Origin of the sequence: Arthrobacter sp. SDTb3-6, assembly GCF_013376095.1 — a bacterium.
Classification (GTDB): Bacteria; Actinomycetota; Actinomycetes; order Actinomycetales; family Micrococcaceae; genus Specibacter.
In genome coordinates this window covers 78,059-94,091 of sequence record NZ_JAAMFN010000008.1, presented here as the reverse complement: position 1 = coordinate 94,091, position 16,033 = coordinate 78,059, and the positions used below count along the sequence as shown (strand labels likewise).

Sequence of the window (16,033 nt, the reverse complement as noted above, 5' to 3'; positions counted from 1 at the left end):
AACCCTTGCGGATTCAAAGAGGAACCATGACCCAGATATTCGACGATCCCGCCGACTTTGCGGACGAGGCCCTTGACGGCTTCGTGGCCGCCAACCGGCAGTACGTGTCCCGCGTGGACGGCGGCGTGGTCCGCTCCACGGCCAGCCCCCGCGGCCAGGTGGCAGTGGTGGTGGGCGGCGGCTCCGGCCACTACCCGGCCTTCGCAGGCCTGGTGGGGCCGGGCCTTGCCGCGGCCTCGGCCTGCGGCAACATGTTCGCCTCCCCGGCGGCCGGGCAGGTGTACCGCGTGGCCAAGGCCGCCCACAACGGCGGCGGCGTGCTGCTCAGCTACGGCAACTACGCCGGGGATGTCCTGCACTTTGGCCAGGCCCAGGTGCGCCTAAACGCCGAAGGCATCGAAACGCGCACCGTGCTCGTCACGGACGACATCGCCAGCGCACCGGCCGACCAGCCGGAAAAACGGCGCGGCATTGCCGGGGACCTCACCGTGTTCAAGGTTGCCGGCGCCGCCGCCGAGGAAGGCCTGGACCTGGATGAGGTGGAGCGCCTGGCCATTCTGGCCAACGCCCGCACCCGCTCCCTCGGCGTGGCCTTCGACGGCTGCACGCTGCCCGGGGCGCCCGAACCGCTCTTCCACGTCCCCGCCGGGCTCATGGCGCTGGGCCTGGGGATCCATGGCGAGCCCGGCATCTCCGAACACCCGATGCCGACGGCGTCCGAGCTGGCCGGGCTCCTCGTCTCCCGGCTGCTGGCGGACAAGCCGGAAAACCCCGGCACCCGCGTCGTGCCGATCATCAACGGCCTGGGCACGGTCAAGTACGACGAACTGTTCCTGCTGTTCGGCAAGGTGGAAAAGCTGCTCACCGGCGCCGGCCTGACCGTCGTGGAGCCCGAGTGCGGTGAGCTGGTCACCAGCCTCGACATGGCCGGCCTGTCGCTGACCCTGCTGTGGCTCGACGACGAACTCGAGCGCCTGTGGGCCGCACCCGCGGACACGCCGGCCTTCCGCAAGGGCACCGTGGCCCGGCGCGCCCGCCGCGAGGTGGAAGCAGGCGCCGCCGCTGGCCAGGCGGACAGCGAGCAGCCCACGCCGGCGTCCGCCGCCCTGGGGAGGCACGCGGTCTCCGCGCTCGCCGCGGTGCGGGACGTCGTCGTCGAAAATGTCGAGGAACTGGGCAGCCTGGACGCCATTGCCGGCGACGGCGACCATGGCATCGGCATGCGCCGGGGCGTCGAGGCAGCGGTGGATGCGGCACAGTCCGCGGCCGCGTCCGACGCCGGCGCCTCCGTGCGCCGCATCCTCGCCGCGGCGGGGGAGGCCTGGAGCGAAAAGGCCGGCGGAACATCCGGCGCACTGTGGGGCACGGCCGTCATCGCGGCAGGTGCGGCCCTGGGCAACCGCGGGAGCTACTCCGGCACCGATGCGGCGGTTGCCGTCGAGGCCTTCGCCTCGGCCATCACCGGGCTGGGCAAGGCCGAGCCGGGGGACAAGACCATGGTGGACGCGCTGCTGCCGTTCCGGGACGCCTTCACCGCCGAAATCGCCGGCGGGGCGCCCGTGGACCGGGCACTCGCGGTGGCAGCCGCGGCCGCCCGCGCCGCAGCGGATGCGACGGCCGGGCTGCGTCCGTTGAAGGGGCGCGCACGGCCGCTGGCCGAGAAGAGCCTGGGCCACCCGGACCCGGGTGCGGTGTCCTTCGGCCTCATCGCCGAACGGCTGGGCCGCCACATCGAAGCACAACTCATCCAACAAGGAGCACGGGCATGACACAGGGCAAAGCAGGACTTCGCATCGTGGTCGGCAACGACTCGGCCGGCGTCGAATACAAGAACGCGCTCAAGGCCCTGCTGGAAGCCGACTCCCGGGTGGCCGCCGTCACCGACATCGGCGTGGGCCCGGACGATTCCCGCGCCTATCCGCACGTTGCCGTGGACGGGGCCCGCCTGGTGGCCGACGGCGACGCCGACAGGGCGCTGCTGATCTGCGGTACCGGGCTCGGGGTGGCCATTGCCGCCAACAAGGTTCCCGGCATCCGCGCCGTCACTGCCCACGACAGCTACTCTGTGGAACGCTCTGTACTGAGCAACAACGCCCAGGTGCTCACCATGGGCCAGCGCGTCATCGGCCTGGAACTGGCCAAAAAACTGGTCACCGAGTGGCTTGGCTACAACTTTGATGAAAACTCCGCCTCGGCCGAAAAGGTCGACGCGATCTGCTCCTACGAACCCGACTACACGAAGGCCTCCTGAACCATGACTGAAACAACGTCCACGCCCGGCATCCAGAAAAACTTCGCCGTCGTCGGCTCCGGCTACATGGGCGGCGGCATCGCCCAGGTCCTGGCCCTGGGCGGTGCCCGGGTGGCCCTGGCCGACGTCTCGGCCGAGGTCGCGCAGAAGAACTACGAGCGCCTGCTCACCGAATCGGACCAGTTCGTGGCCGACGGGCTGTTCCCTGCCGGCTCCACCGGGATCCTGCGCAAGAACCTCTGGCCCGCAGAAAACATTGAAGAGGCCGTGGCCGGCGCCGAGTTCATCGAGGAGGCCGTGCCCGAGGTCCTGGCCATCAAGCACGAGACCCTGGCACGCATTAGTGCCGCCGCCCGCCAGGACGCCGTGATCGGCTCCAACACCTCCACCATCTCCATCGCCGACCTGGCCGGCCCCGTGGCGCACCCGGAACGCTTCCTGGGCGTGCACTTCTCCAACCCGTCACCCTTCATTCCCGGGGTGGAGGTCATCCCGCACGCCGGCACCTCGGCCGGCACCGTCGCTGCCATCCGCGAGCTGGTCCACTCCTCCGGGAAGCAGACGGCCGTGGTCAAGGACGTCACCGGCTTTGTCCTCAACCGCCTCCAGTACGCCCTGTTCCATGAGGCCGCCCAGCTGGTGGAGCAGGAAATTGCCACGGCGGAGGACATCGACACCCTCGTCCGGACCACCTTCGGCTTCCGGCTTCCCTTCTTCGGCCCGTTCGCCATCGCGGACATGGCCGGGCTGGACGTCTACAACTTCTGCTACCAGTCGCTGCAGACCGGGTTCCCGGAACGCTTCGCCACGCCCAAGATCCTCAGCGACCTGGTCAACGCCGGCAAGCTGGGCACCAAGACGGGCGCCGGCTTCCTGAACGTCCCGGCTGAGCGGACGCCGGAACTGATCGCCTACCGCAACAAGGCCTACGTCGCCATGCAACAGCTGCTCGAAGACCTCGGCCCCGCACCCATCCACTAATTCCCCCTACCCACGAACCACCAGGAGAGATCCATGCCGGAAACCACTTCAGCATTCCCCGCCGAACGCACCGCCATCATCACCGGGGCCGTATCCGAACGCGGCATCGGCCGCGCCACTGCCAACTACCTGGCCAAGCGGGGCTGGAGCATCGGCGTCATCGACCTTGACGACGCCGCCTGCAAGTCCGTCGCCGCGGAATTGACGGCCACGTACGGGGTCAAGGCGCACGGGGTGGGTGCCAACGTCTCCGAGGAGTCCTCGGTCCGCTCGGCCATTGACGAAATCGAGGCCGCACTGCCGCAGGTGGTGGCGCTGGCCAACATCGCCGGCGTCAGCTCGCCCGTCGACTACCTGGAGCTGGAACCGGCCGAATGGAACCGGGTCCTGGGCATCAACCTCAACGGCGTGCACTACGCCACCCGCCGGGTGGCCGAGTCCATGGTGAAGAACCGGCTTGGGCGCATTGTGAACATCTCCTCCGTCTCCGCCCAGCGCGGCGGCGGCACCTTCTCCAAGACGCCGTATTCCGTGGCGAAGGCCGGCGTGATCGGCCTGACCCGCGCCACCGCCCGCGAACTGGGCCCGTATGACATCACCGTCAACTGCGTCTCGCCCGGCCCCATCGACACCGACATCATGGGCGGCACGCTGACCCAGGAACGCAAGGACGACATGGTCAAGGACCTGGTGGTCAACCGTGTTGGCAACACCCGCGACATCGCCGCAGCCATCCACTACTTCATCGGCGAGGACTCCGGGTACACCTCGGGCCAGACGTTGAACGTGGATGGCGGGCTGTACATGCACTAGAGGAGGAAACCATGGAACCCCAAAGCACCGGTGCCTGGAGCACCGCCCGCAAGCTGTACCTGCTTGTCGGCATCATCGCCTGCGTCGGCGCCGTCATCCTGATGGCCTACCCGCGCTAAGACCCGACCTCAGCACCACCTTCGACCAAGCACCACCACCGCTCAACGAGGAGTCTGCATGACCAACCTGACCAGCACCAGCAAGGAGTTGTTGGAGTCACCGGCGCTCAAGTCGGCCGTCCGCAAGGCCACTTTCCGCCTGATGCCCATGCTCGTGATTCTCTACGTGGTTGCCTTCATGGACCGCACCAACGTCGGCTTTGCCGAGGCGGCACTGGAGACCGACAAGGGAATCTCCGCCGGCGCCTATGCGCTCGGCGCCGGCATCTTCTTCATCGGCTACGCAATCTTTGAAATCCCCAGCAACCTGATGCTTAAAAAGGTCGGCGCCAAGATCTGGCTCGCCCGCATCGCCATCACCTGGGGCATCGTTTCCGCCTGTTTTGCCTTCGTCCAGGGCGAAAACTCCTTCGTCGCGCTGCGCTTCCTGCTCGGCGTCACCGAGGCCGGCCTCTTCCCCGGCATCATCATGTACCTGGCCGAATGGTTCCCCAACAAGCACCGCGTGAAGATGTTCGCCATCTTCTACCTGGCCCAGCCGTTCTCCCAGCTCATCGGTTCCCCGCTGTCCGGCGGGCTGCTCAACATCGGTGAGAAGGTTCCCGGCGTGCACGGCTGGCAGGTCATGTTCTTCATCGAGGGCATGCTTGCCGTGGCCGCCGGCGTTGTTGCGTTCTTCCTGCTCATCAACGGCCCCGCCAAGGCCAAGTTCCTCTCGCAGGAAGAGAAGGACGCCCTGACGGCGGCCATGGCCCAGGAGGACGTGCTCCGCAAGGAATCCGGCCCGTCCGGCGTCCTCGCGGCGATGGCCAACGGCAAGGTCTGGTACTTCACCATCATCTACTTCTGCCTGCAGATCGCCGTCTACGGCGTCACGTTCTACCTGCCGCAGCAGGTGGCGCAGCTGACAGGGCAGAAGGTGGGCCTTGCAGTGGGCCTGCTGGCCGCCGTGCCGTGGTTCTTCGGCATCTTTGCCTGCTATTTCATCGGCAAGTACGCCCACACGGTCATCCGCCGCCGTGTCCTGGGCACGTGGCTGTTCGTCTCCACCGGCCTGTGCATCTTCGGCTCGGCATGGGCCGGCGCCAACGGGCTCCCGGCACTGGGCATCATCTTCATCACGCTGGCCGTCTGCAGCTTCCTGTCGATCGGCCCCATCGCCTGGTCCTACCCGACGGCGTTCCTCACCGGCACCGCTGCTGCCGCAGGCATCGGCCTGATCAACTCCCTCGGAAACCTCGGCGGATTCGTCGCCCCGATCCTGCGCACCAGCATCAACGAAACGTTCTCCTCGGCGTCCGGTGCCATGGGCATCTACGCACTGGGCGTGCTGCCGTTCGTTGCCGCCCTCATGATGTGGGGCACCTGCCGGTTCAAGAACAAGGCCGACCAACTGCTGGACAACTGAACGGAACACTGCACCACATGACACACACCGGAACCACCCCGCAGCTATACATCGGCGTCAGCACCAAGATGTACATGGGGTACCGGGCCAGCCTGCGCTGGTTGGAGCAGGTGCGTGCCGAACTGGACGCCCGCCCGGCACTTGCTGCCGGGCGGGTGCTCCCGTTTGTGATCCCGTCCTTCCCGGTGCTGCCGGCAGCTGCGGACATCCTGGCCGGAACCGCGGCGGTGCTGGGCGCCCAGAACTGCAGCCCGGCCGAAGGCCCCTGGACCGGCGAGGTTTCCGCCTCCATGCTCGCGGAGCTGGGCGTGGGGATGGTGGAGCTGGGCCATGCCGAGCGACGCCGCCACTTTGGCGAGGACGACGCCGTCGTGGCGGCCAAGGTGCGCCAGGCCAGGTCCGCGGGGATCACCCCGCTGCTGTGCGTGGGGGAGCAGCGCCGGGGCACGCCCGCAGAGGCGGCGGACTTTGTGGTCCGCCAGCTGGAGGCGGCCCTCGCCGGCCCGCCGGACGGCGGGTCCTGGGACAACGCGGGTGCCACTGTGGTGGCCTACGAACCGGTCTGGGCCATCGGCGCGGCCGAGCCCGCAGATGCCGGCTACGTCACCGCCGTCGTCCGTGGCATCAGGCAGCGGCTGGAACCGCATGGTGCGGGGGTGCTGCCCATCATTTACGGGGGATCGGCCAAGCCGGGCCTGCTGCCGCAGCTGGACGGCGTCTCGGGCCTGTTCCTGGGCCGGTTCGCGCACGATGCCGCCAACCTGGGGCGCGTGCTGGACGAGGCGCTGGCGGAGGCCGGCCCGGCGTAGGCGGCGAGGCGGCTTGCCGGCACACAGCGTAAGCGGCGGCCCGGCACACGGCTGTCGGGCGGTGCCTTTATGCGCCAATTTCGCGCACCGGTTTTGCGCATAGGGTCGCCCGAATTTCTTTATGCGCGGAACCGGGCCCGGGTTTGGCGCATCTTGTCCACTGGCGCGAAACCCGCGGCGGGTCCGGCGCATAAGGAAAGCGGCCCCGGCTTATGCGCCAAACCCGCGGCGGGTCCGGCGCAGAATTGTTGCCATGGTTAGCCGGCGTGGCGCCGGGCCGGGGCAACAACCTTGATCACGGCGGAATCGTCCGCAGCGGCCAGGCCTTGGGCCTGGCCCAGCAGGTAGAGCTGCTCGGCTGCGGCGGCCACGGGCGCCGCGAGGCCGGCCGCACGCGCCGCCTTGCCAACAATTCCCATGTCCTTGACGAAGATGTCCAGGCGGCTGAGCACGTCCGCGCCGCCGTCGGCGTAGGCCTGAAGGATGCGCGGGCCGCGGTTGGAGAGCATGAAGGAGCCCGCCGCCCCGGCCTCGAGCGCGGAGAGTGTCTTGGCCGCATCAAGCCCCAGGGCGTCGGCCAGGGCCAGGGCTTCGGCAGCTGCGGCAATGTGGACGCCGCACAACAGCTGGTTGACGGTTTTCAGGGCCTGGCCGTCGCCGGGGTTGTCGCCCACGATCGAGAGCGTGGAGGCCAACAGGTCCAGGACCGGGGCCGCCTGTTCCCGGGCCGAAGGCGTGGCGCCCACCACGATCAGCAGATCGCCGTCGCCGGCGCGGACTGGCCCGCCGGACAGCGGTGCATCCACCAGTTCCACGCCGTATTCGGCCAGCCGCTCCACCGTGGCCGGGATGGCCTCGGTGCCGACGGTGCTGGTGAGGATGACGACCGATCCGCGGGCCAGGACGGGCGCCACGCCGGCATCGCCAAAGAGGACCTCGTTGAGCTGCTCGCCGTTGCGCACGGCCAGCAGGAGCGCATCAGCGCCCTGCGCGGCGGCGCGGGCGGAACCAAAGGTCGCAATCCCAGCCGCGGAGGCGAGTTTGAGCCGCGGTTCGGCAATGTCATAGCCGTGGACGGACAGCCGCGAGGCCAGGCGCGTGGCCATGGGCAGGCCCATGGCACCCAGGCCCAGGACGGCGACGGTGTAGTTGGCATTCATGGTGGTCTCCTTCAGGGACTGGATTCAGAACGTGGCGCTGAGCTTGCGCGTAACGTCGGCCAGGGACTGGTCGTCGCCCACATTGCCGGCAAACACGATGTACGGGATGCCCTTGGCCGGCCCGTCCACCGGTTCCCACAGGGACACGATGCCCGGCAGCATGGGGCCGCGCACAATGGCATGGCGGATTTGAAGCCCGTGCGCCGCCACGTCCGAGGACGTGATGCCGCCCTTGGCGATGACGAAGCGCGGGGGCGTGGCCTGCAGCGTGCGGTTGACCACCTCGACGACGGCGGCCGAGACGGTGCGCGCAATCTGCAGGCTCGCCGCGGGGTCGTCGGCCGTGATGAGCAGGCGGCTGGTGTGCACGATGACGTCGCCCGTCGCCAGGGCGGCCACAATGTCCCGGACGACGGCGGCGACGTGGGTGCCGCCGCCGTCGGCCAGCAGCCTTTCCACATCGATCTCAACGGTGCATGCCGCACGGTGGGCATCCGTCAGGGCCTTGAGCTGGCGGGTGGTGACGCCGACGTGGGAGCCGACCACGATCAGCCCGCCGCGTGCGGAGCCGGGGGCGCCGCCGGCAGGGAAGATCTCGGCAGTGGACAGGGGTTCGCGTATTTCCTGGCCGATCCGGGCGCGCACGAACGGCGGGCCCACGCGGTACACGAGCGACTTGCCGCGGCGTTCGGATTCCTCCAGGCCCAGGGCCAGGACGCGCAGGTCGTTTTCGGTGACGGCGTCCACCACGATGGGTGTGGCGCCGGTGGCGGCGTCCAGGGCATCGGCGATCGCGGTGGCGCCTGCTTCCGGGGTGCCGCGCCGGATCAGCGTGAGGTCCACGGTGGTGACGCGGGAGGCGGGGATGCGGCCGCCGGATTTCTCCTCCACATAGTCCGCCAGGGCGGAATGGGTGAAGCCGAAGGTGGCGTCCCGGGCGAATTCGGTCTCGGCCACCGGGACCAGTGTCCCCGCCTGGCCTCGGGTGTAGTGGACGCCCCCAACCGTGATGCGGCCGGCGTCGGGGAACGCCGGGACAATGACCACCCCGTCCACCTCGCCGCCGCCTTCCGCGGCGAGGGTTTCGGCAATCGTGTCCGGTTCCAGGGGGAAGTGCCCGCGAAGGGTGGAATCGCTGCGGCTGGTGAATCCCACGGACACTCCGGCCGTGCGGGCTGCGGCCAGCGCATTGACCACGACCTGCCGGTTCCGCTCGCGGGCCTCGGCGGGGTCCAGGCTGCGGGTGTTGGTCAGGACGTAGACGGCCTTGGCGGCGGCGCCGTCGATCAGGTGCCTGAACACCCAGTCAAAGTCCGCCACGTCCCAGCGCGTCAGCACCGGCAGCCCGGCCACGGACTGTGTTCCGGTGGGGTCGTCGTCGAGCACGATCAGCACCCGGTTGGACGCGGCGGCCCCGGCAGCCACCAGGCCGGCCGGGACGCTGACCTCGGCGGGGTACGCGCCCAGCAGCTCGGATTCAAGGACCATTTCTTCACACCTCTTTGTGGTCTGCATTTTGTAAGATGTCTGACATCTAACATTCGAGTGTTATTGTGGCACGGGGCACAGCGGATGTGCAAGCGGGCCCCGGCGGCAGTGGTGCCGGACCTTAAACTAAAGCCTGAAGGACCCGGGGAAGGGGATGGCATGGCACGCAAGTCGCTGACCGAGGTGGTGGCGGATGATTTGCTGGACCGGATTGTGGCCGGTGAATTCCCGCCCGGCTCGCTGGTGCCGGGCGAGCTGGAACTGGGCGCGCAGCACGAGGTGAGCCGGATGACCGTGCGGGAGGCAATGAAGACGCTCGAGGCCCAGCGCATTCTCCGGGTGGAACGGGGCCGGGGGACGTTCGTCAACCCGCTGGGCACCTGGGGGTCATTGCATGCCGTGCTCCGGGCCGTCTCCGAAGGCAGGGATGACGCCGCCGTGGCCATCCAGCTCATCGAACTGCGGCGCATGCTGGAGACGGGCGCCTGTGAACTGGCGGCCACCCGCATCTCCGGGGACGACCTCAAACGGCTGGCCGGCGAGCTGGAACGGATGCGGACGGCCCACGCGGCCAACGACGTGCCCGCCTTTGTGGAATCGGACCTGGCCTTTCACGACATCATCCTGCACGCCTCGGGCAACATCTTCGTGTCGGTGCTTTTCGAGCCGCTGCACCGCATCCTGGAAAACCGCCGTGCCGAAACGTCGCGGGTCCCGGAGATCCAGGCAAACGCGATTGCCATGCACGCGGCCATCCTCGCGGCGCTTACCGCGGGCCGGCCGGAACCGGCCCGCGTGGCCATGGACAATCACATGGTGCAGACCTTGGATGATCTGAAGGGCTATGTCCTGCAGGCACCTAAATCGTGATGTTCTGCGCACCCACCACCTTGGCGATGAACAGGTGGAATTCCTGCATCCAGGTGCGCAGGAACTCCTCCGTGGACGGTTCCGAGACGTTGCCGTCGCTGTCGATGAGCCCCTCGGTGAAGTGGATGTAGCACTCCGGGTTGGCCAGCTCGGGTGAGTTGACGAAGGAGAGGATGCTGCGCAGGTGCTGCTGGGCCACGGCCGTGCTGATCAGGCCCGGCGAGGTGCCGGTCACGGCGGAGGGCTTCTTCGCGAAGGAATTGGTGCCCCAGGGCCGCGAACCCCAGTCGATGGCGTTCTTGAGCACGCCGGGCACACTGCGGTTGTATTCCGGTGTCACAAAGATCAGGGCGTCGACGGCAGCCACCGCTTCCTTGAACGCTCGCCCGGCCGGGGGATAGTCGGCGTCGTAGTCGCGGTTGTACAAGGGGAGGTCGCCGATGGGGATCTCCACCAGTTCAAGCTCGGGCGGTGCAAGCTTGAGCAGGGCACGTGCCAGCTTGCGGTTGATGGACTCCGAGGCCAGGCTGCCGACAAAAACTCCCACTTTGTAGCTCATGTTGGTACTCCTTCGAGGCTTGACTGAAGCTGCCGGTCCCACCCTAAGCCTGCGATGGCTGCGGCGTCCACGGTCCGCCGCCCGGTCCGCGGCGTGTAGCGGGAGCTGCGCCGGGGCGTACGACGCCGGGTGCCCGGCCCCGCCACCATCCCGCCTGTCGCTGGCGCTGGGAGCGCGCTGGTGGTGGACTGGGAACATGGCTGGAAGCGTGCACAAGGGCAGGTCCGCAGGCGCCGGGCGCCCGGACGGTGTGGGCCCCGCCGGCGCGGCGCAACCCGTGCCCGGCACGGCGGCCCGTCCGTCGCCGTGGCTGTCGCTGCCCTGGGTGGCCATCCTGTTCATCACCGGCGCGTTCCACCTGTACCGCGGGGTGCCCGTCGACGCAGCGATCTTCCTCGCCGCAGGGGTTGCCCTGGCGGTCGACACATCCGTGCGGCACTCCAGGATCACCCGGCACGGCCGGCACACCCCGCACGGCCGGCAGCACCCGGCGGGGGAGCCCGCAGTACGGCTGCTGCCGCGCTGGTTCTGGCCAGCGGTGGCCGCTGCCGTCGGGGCGCTGTCACTGGCCGTGGTGGTCCTAGCCCCGGAAAACAGCACGGGCATACCCGCGGTTGTGGGGCTCGTCGGGGCCGCCATGCTTCTTGTGGCCTGGCCCGACCCGCCCCGGACCCCCGGGGCTGCGCCTGGAAATCCCGCGGCGCCCGGGCACCCCGCACCCCGGGTGAGGCGGGCCGCCTGCTGGTGGGGCGCCGTCGTACTTCTGCTGTGTGTGTGGGAAATGGGCACCTACTTCATCGACCGGTTTGCCCCGGCGGACACGGCCGTGTTTCCGCCCCTGACGGACCTGCTGCAACCGTTGTTCGACGGCGATTCCAGCCGCTGGTTCATGACCGGGCTGTGGCTGGTGGCGTGCGGCGCGCTGGTGCGGGTGGGGCGGCGGCCATGATTTACGTGCTGGTGGTGGCGGGGTACGCGCTGGTGCCGCTGGCGGGGATCACGCTGGTGGTGGTCTCGCGCGTGCGGCCGGCGGCGCTCGCCGGCCTGGGGGAGCTGCTGGGACGGGTGTTTGCGACACGGGCCGCGCGCATCACGCTGCTGCTGTTCGTGTGGTGGCTGGGCTGGCATTTCCTCGTGGGGGATTAGCCCGCAGCTGTGGCGGGTGGGACGATGGGGGCATGCAGGATTTTTGGCACTTCGTGGGCAACTTCTGGTGGCTGGCGTTCCCCCTGGCAGGCATCGTGGGCGGCTGGGGCCGGGCCGTGTCGAAGGCTTCCGACCGACGCCACGAGCGGCGCATGGAAATGTACAGGCTCAAACACCCCGAGGCCGCCGCGCTGCCACCGCTTCCGCAGGTCACGCTCGCCAAGGACCCGGAGGCCTTCACCGAGGCCGACGTCGCCAAGGTCATGGACGCCCACGACGCCGTCAACCGCCGCTGGCTCGACTACGAGCTCGATGTGGGCAAGCTGATCGACTTCCCCATGATGACCGACGTCCGCGAACCCCTCACCGTGGCGTTCCTGCGGGCCAAGCGCGACGCCGATGCGCTCCGCCCCGTGGCCGCGGCCGAGGTCACCGCCAAGACCCGGTGGGACGACTACCGCAACGCCGTCAACGCCTACGATGTGGCTTTCGACGTGGCGGAAAAGGAAGCCCGGCGCATCAAGGACACCGCGTACAGCGAGCCGGAGCGCCAACGCCTGGGCACGGCGCGCAAGCTCGTGAACCTTGCCGAGAATGAGGCTGCCAGCCCGGCCGAGCGGCAGTCGGCCTTCAAGCGGGCCCGCAAGGAACTGGACGGGATCATCGTGCTGCCGGACGTGACGCTGGCGGCGCTCGAACAAAAAGTGGCCCGCATGATCAACCGCTCCAACTGACTCCCCGGCGGTATGCTGAAGCATCTTTCTAAGGACGGGCCATGGCACGCACAATCGTAATCACCGGGGCAAGCGACGGCATTGGTGCGGCCGCCGCGAAGATGCTGGCGTATCCAGGGGACCAGCTGGTGGTGGTGGGCCGGTCGCCGCACAAGACGAAGGCCATTGCCGACGAGCTGGAGGCGGACAGCTTCATCACGGACTTCACCGATTTGGGCCAGGTGCGGGAACTGGCGGCCGGGCTGGCAGAAAAGTACCCGCGCATCGACGTGCTGGCCAACAACGCCGGGGGCATCATGGCCGGCCGCGAGGTGACCAAGGACGGACACGAGAAGACGTTCCAGGTCAACCACCTGGCCCCCTTCCTGCTGACCACGCTGCTGGTCGAGCAGCTTGTCGCGAGCAGGGCCACCGTCATCAACACCTCCAGCATGGCCAACCGGTTCATGGCGAAGTTTGACATCAACGACCTTGACGCGGCGAAAAAATACTCGGCGAACGCCGCCTACGGCAACGCCAAACTGGCCAACATCCTCTTCACCCGTGAACTGCAGCGCCGCTACGGCGACCATGGCATTTCCGCCGCGGCCTTCCACCCAGGCGTGGTGGCGAGCGGATTCTCGGCGGAATCGAATGGTGTGACCAAGCTGGCGTATGGCAGCCTGGCCCGGCGCTTCATGCTCTCGCCCGCGCAGGGAGCGGACACGCTGGTCTGGCTGGCCACCTCCGTCCCGGGCGAGGACTGGACGCCCGGCGAGTTCTTCTCCCGGCGCAAGGTGGCCCGGGCCAACCCGCTGGCCTACCGCGCGGACCTGGCCCTGGGCTTGTGGGAGCAAAGCGCTGCGATGGTGGCCGGCTGACCGCCGCGCTGTCCCGGAAGCTGGGCTGGCGGCAACAGCTCAGCCGGGCAGAACGCCGTCGTAGATCCCGTCCGCGAGCTGGCGCACCAGCCACGGGCTGAACACGAACGGCACGGCCTCCACCGCCTCCGCCACATCCCCGACGTCCGCCCACGACCAGTCGCACACCTCATCGCGATTGGGTGAGAGCCCGCCGTCGCCTGTGTAGACGGCGGTAAAGACGGGGCAGATCTCGTTTTCCACAATGCCCGAGGCATCCACGGCCCGGTAGCGGAAGTGCGGCAGGGCCAGGCGGATGTCGGTGACCTCAAGGTTGAGTTCGACGCCGGCCCGCCGCCGCACAGCGTCCTCCAGCGTTTCGCCGGGGGCCGGGTGCCCGCAAAACGAGTTCGTCCAGACCCCGGGCCAGGTCAGCTTCGAGAGCGCCCGGCGGGTGAGCAGGGTCCGCCCGGTGCCGTCCATCAGGTGGCAGGAGAAGGCCAGGTGCAGCGGGGTGTTGTCGCCGTGCACCAGCGACTTGTCCGCCGTGCCGATCTCGGAGCCGTCGTCGTCCAGCAGCCGGACCAGTTCAAGGGGTGAAGACATGGCAGGGCGTCCTTTCCGACGGTGTCCCACCAGCTTATGGCTTGCCGGCGGGGTGGGGCACCCTGCACGCCGGTCCGGGGCGGCTGCTTTCAGCGAAGAAGTCCCCCGGAACCGATTTCAAAATTCGGCGGTGCAGATAAAGCGTGCTGTGGGGCCGCCAACCCGCATTTGCTGAACCATCGAATTCCCCTGTGGCCGCAGAGGCCACCGGCCACCCCGTGCCGGCAACGATTCCGGTCCGAGCCCTCAACAAACCGGATAGGCACGGACAGGCGTTAAGGCTTCACGGCGTCGTGCGGCACAACTTCGTGGAGCTCGAAGCCGCCGGACTTCAGCTTCCAGTAGTGCAGCCGCAGCGCAGCGGCCGTGCCCTGCTCCACGTACAGCCGCCAGCACACATCCTCCCCGCGCATGCGGGCCGGTGCATGGGCGCCCTCGTTTTCGCGCAGGACATGCGGCTTCCGGTTGCGCAGCGGCCCCTCGCGGTTGGCCACCAGGTCCACCACCGCCCGCAGGGCCTTGGTCCGCTGCGGCGCCGGCAATGCCGCAAGCGACTCCAAAAAGTAGGGTCCCACGGAGTACGCGCCCAGCGGCTCACGGTCCTTGTCCACGGCGGGAACCGTCCGCGCCCATTCCGTGTAGAGGTCAAAGCGGAACTGCTCCACGGGTTCGCCGAACAGGTCCGGCGGCTCGGGTTCCGACTTGGAGGAGGCCGACCTCCGCAACTTCTTCGCCCCTACCAGCTGGGTCTTCGTCTTGGCCAGCTCGGCTTTCAGGGACTCGAGCTGCCGGATGACGTCGCTGCGGAGCCGGGCCTCGTGGTCGGCCCGGCGGCGTTCGTCGTCATAGCGGTCCTGCCACATCCTGGCGAGCTTGTCCGTCGCGCCCCTCTTCGTGGCATCCGCAGAGAGCTCGGCGATGGTGTGCCGTGCGGCCTCCAGCTCCATCTGTGTCGATTTCAGGGCCGTGCGCCGCTCCGAGGCCGTAAGTGCGGACCCCTCCCCGGGAGGGCCGACGCCGGCCGCCGGGCGTGCGTGCCCGTCTCCCGTTTCGCCGGCCCCGCCGGGTGCCCCGGCATGCGTTCCGGCGGCCGCGGCAGCGCCGGGAGGGGCAAAAATACTGGTGTACGGCCGGTCCGGGTCGAGCCAGGGCGGCCCGCCCGCAACGAGGGATGGGGCCGGGACGTGGGGGTCGTCGTCGTCCACGTCCAGCATGGACAGCACCACGGCGCCGTTTTCGTAGAGCACCCGGACGCGCACCACTTCCCCTTCGGTGAGCAGGTCCTCCGCGGCGTCGAGCTCGTTGGAGGAGATCCGGGCGATGCCGATCCGGAAGTCGGCGTCGGGCCACAGGGTCACCACGGCGTGCCCGGCGTAGGCCGCCTTGACCCGGGCCAGGGCAACGTCGCCGGGGCGGTACACCGTGACGGGAGAGGCCGGCCGCTGCAGCAGGGCGTGGATGTCCAGCGTGCGGGCCTCCGCATCGAGGAGCCCGGTGACCTGCTGGCCCCGCGTGAGCAGCCAGTCCAACGGCACGCCGGGCAGCAGGTCCTCGGCACGGATGGTGACCTGCCGGCCCGTGGTGGCCAGCCTGACCAGCGCGCGGCTGTTGTCTTCGCCGGTGAACCCGCCCACCGTGCCGGTGGCCGTGGTTGGTGCGGGTTTCGGGGGCGGGGGTGCTGCGGATTGGGTGCGCCGGGCGCCCGAACGGACGTCCGCGGCCAGGGCCTCCATCAGCCGTGACAGGTTGGTGAGGCGGTGGACCAGCCGCGGTTCAGGCGTTGTTTCCGGCCAGTCGGGCCCCGCCGGGTAGGCCCGTGCACCGGAACCGTAAATCTCCAGGCCCGGGGGCAGTCCGTCCTGCAGCCGGCGCGTTTCACTGCCGTTTTCCAACTCGAACACGTCAGCCTCGCCGTCCAGGAGTGCTGCCAGGGCGGCGGCGTTGATCCGGTGGCTGCCGGTGCCGGCTGTGAAACTGACGACGACGGCGGGCCTGGTCCGTGTTGGACTGGCCAGCAGTTCGGCCACGGCGGCGCCGGGCAGGTGGTGGACGGGTGCGCGGCTGGCGGGTGTTTCGGGGACGGTGGCCGGGCCATGCCTGCGCTGCTTTTTCCGTGCAGGCATGTCGCCTCCCTTCGCCGCAGTCCACCGGCCTCGCCGCCGTGTCAGCCACATTACCGTGGTGCGGCTCCGTGGTAGCGGTGGGGCGCGTTGCCGCGGTGACCGTGATCCCTGCCAGGATCTTAAACGA

The 16,033-nt window shown here is 68.9% G+C and carries 16 protein-coding genes; 11 read left to right on the top strand and 5 right to left on the bottom strand.

The features are described from left to right. Nucleotides 1-26 precede the first annotated feature (26 nt). The 6 genes from G6035_RS06200 to G6035_RS06175 all read left to right on the top strand — a co-directional run bounded on the left by G6035_RS06200 (nt 27) and on the right by G6035_RS06175 (nt 6,381). On the top strand, nt 27-1,769 hold the full coding sequence (locus G6035_RS06200; protein WP_176616207.1) for a dihydroxyacetone kinase family protein: 1,743 nt from the start codon (nt 27-29) through the stop codon (nt 1,767-1,769). Continuing rightward, nucleotides 1,766-2,251 carry a ribose-5-phosphate isomerase gene (locus tag G6035_RS06195; RefSeq protein ID WP_176616206.1) on the top strand — a complete coding sequence of 162 codons (486 nt, stop codon included), beginning with the start codon at nt 1,766-1,768 and terminating at the stop codon, nt 2,249-2,251. Before G6035_RS06200 ends, G6035_RS06195 begins: the two co-directional genes overlap by 4 nt. A gap of 3 nt (nt 2,252-2,254) precedes the next feature. After that, nucleotides 2,255-3,232: a 3-hydroxyacyl-CoA dehydrogenase family protein gene (locus G6035_RS06190; protein ID WP_176616205.1), complete on the top strand. Its 978-nt coding sequence runs from the start codon at nt 2,255-2,257 to the stop codon at nt 3,230-3,232. 33 nt (nt 3,233-3,265) lie between these two features. Next, nucleotides 3,266-4,045 carry an SDR family NAD(P)-dependent oxidoreductase gene (locus G6035_RS06185; protein ID WP_176616204.1) on the top strand — a complete coding sequence of 260 codons (780 nt, stop codon included), beginning with the start codon at nt 3,266-3,268 and terminating at the stop codon, nt 4,043-4,045. A 177-nt stretch (nt 4,046-4,222) separates the two neighbouring features. Beyond that, nucleotides 4,223-5,572: an MFS transporter gene (locus tag G6035_RS06180; RefSeq protein WP_176616203.1), complete on the top strand. Its 1,350-nt coding sequence runs from the start codon at nt 4,223-4,225 to the stop codon at nt 5,570-5,572. A gap of 17 nt (nt 5,573-5,589) precedes the next feature. Beyond that, nucleotides 5,590-6,381: a triose-phosphate isomerase family protein gene (locus tag G6035_RS06175; protein WP_176616202.1), complete on the top strand. Its 792-nt coding sequence runs from the start codon at nt 5,590-5,592 to the stop codon at nt 6,379-6,381. 257 nt (nt 6,382-6,638) lie between these two features. Here G6035_RS06175 and G6035_RS06170 read toward each other — a convergent pair whose 3' ends face one another. Next, nucleotides 6,639-7,541, bottom strand: a complete 903-nt coding sequence (locus G6035_RS06170; RefSeq protein WP_176616201.1) for an NAD(P)-dependent oxidoreductase — start codon at nt 7,539-7,541, stop codon at nt 6,639-6,641. 24 nt (nt 7,542-7,565) lie between these two features. Beyond that, the gene (locus tag G6035_RS06165) at nt 7,566-9,029 is read right to left on the bottom strand and encodes a four-carbon acid sugar kinase family protein (RefSeq protein ID WP_176616200.1); all 1,464 of its coding nucleotides are present in this window, start codon (nt 9,027-9,029) and stop codon (nt 7,566-7,568) included. A gap of 159 nt (nt 9,030-9,188) precedes the next feature. On the opposite strand from G6035_RS06165, the gene G6035_RS06160 reads away from it, so the two are divergent. Beyond that, nucleotides 9,189-9,899 carry a FadR/GntR family transcriptional regulator gene (locus tag G6035_RS06160; protein ID WP_176616199.1) on the top strand — a complete coding sequence of 237 codons (711 nt, stop codon included), beginning with the start codon at nt 9,189-9,191 and terminating at the stop codon, nt 9,897-9,899. On the opposite strand, the gene G6035_RS06155 is transcribed toward G6035_RS06160, so the two are convergent. Then, nucleotides 9,889-10,458, bottom strand: coding sequence for an NADPH-dependent FMN reductase (locus G6035_RS06155; RefSeq protein WP_176616198.1), 570 nt, complete (start codon nt 10,456-10,458; stop codon nt 9,889-9,891). The two genes, G6035_RS06160 and G6035_RS06155, sit on opposite strands and share 11 nt — an antisense overlap. A gap of 196 nt (nt 10,459-10,654) precedes the next feature. Here G6035_RS06155 and G6035_RS06150 point away from each other — a divergent pair, with 196 nt between their 5' ends. The 4 genes from G6035_RS06150 to G6035_RS06135 are packed head-to-tail and all read left to right on the top strand — an operon-like array spanning nt 10,655 to nt 13,198. Further along, nucleotides 10,655-11,407: a hypothetical protein gene (locus G6035_RS06150; protein ID WP_176616197.1), complete on the top strand. Its 753-nt coding sequence runs from the start codon at nt 10,655-10,657 to the stop codon at nt 11,405-11,407. Next, entirely contained in the window at nt 11,404-11,604 is a 201-nt protein-coding gene (locus G6035_RS06145) for a DUF6186 family protein (protein WP_176616196.1), read from the top strand. The genes G6035_RS06150 and G6035_RS06145 overlap by 4 nt, the downstream gene beginning before the upstream one ends. A gap of 32 nt (nt 11,605-11,636) precedes the next feature. Continuing rightward, nucleotides 11,637-12,338, top strand: coding sequence for a hypothetical protein (locus tag G6035_RS06140; RefSeq protein ID WP_176616195.1), 702 nt, complete (start codon nt 11,637-11,639; stop codon nt 12,336-12,338). A 41-nt stretch (nt 12,339-12,379) separates the two neighbouring features. After that, complete coding sequence (locus G6035_RS06135; RefSeq protein ID WP_176616194.1) at nt 12,380-13,198, top strand: SDR family NAD(P)-dependent oxidoreductase; 819 nt, start codon at nt 12,380-12,382, stop codon at nt 13,196-13,198. A 39-nt stretch (nt 13,199-13,237) separates the two neighbouring features. Here G6035_RS06135 and idi read toward each other — a convergent pair whose 3' ends face one another. Continuing rightward, the gene (idi, locus tag G6035_RS06130; protein ID WP_176616193.1) at nt 13,238-13,783 is read right to left on the bottom strand and encodes an isopentenyl-diphosphate Delta-isomerase; all 546 of its coding nucleotides are present in this window, start codon (nt 13,781-13,783) and stop codon (nt 13,238-13,240) included. A 275-nt stretch (nt 13,784-14,058) separates the two neighbouring features. Beyond that, the gene (locus G6035_RS06125) at nt 14,059-15,906 is read right to left on the bottom strand and encodes a hypothetical protein (RefSeq protein WP_176616192.1); all 1,848 of its coding nucleotides are present in this window, start codon (nt 15,904-15,906) and stop codon (nt 14,059-14,061) included. Nucleotides 15,907-16,033: the final 127 nt, after the last annotated feature.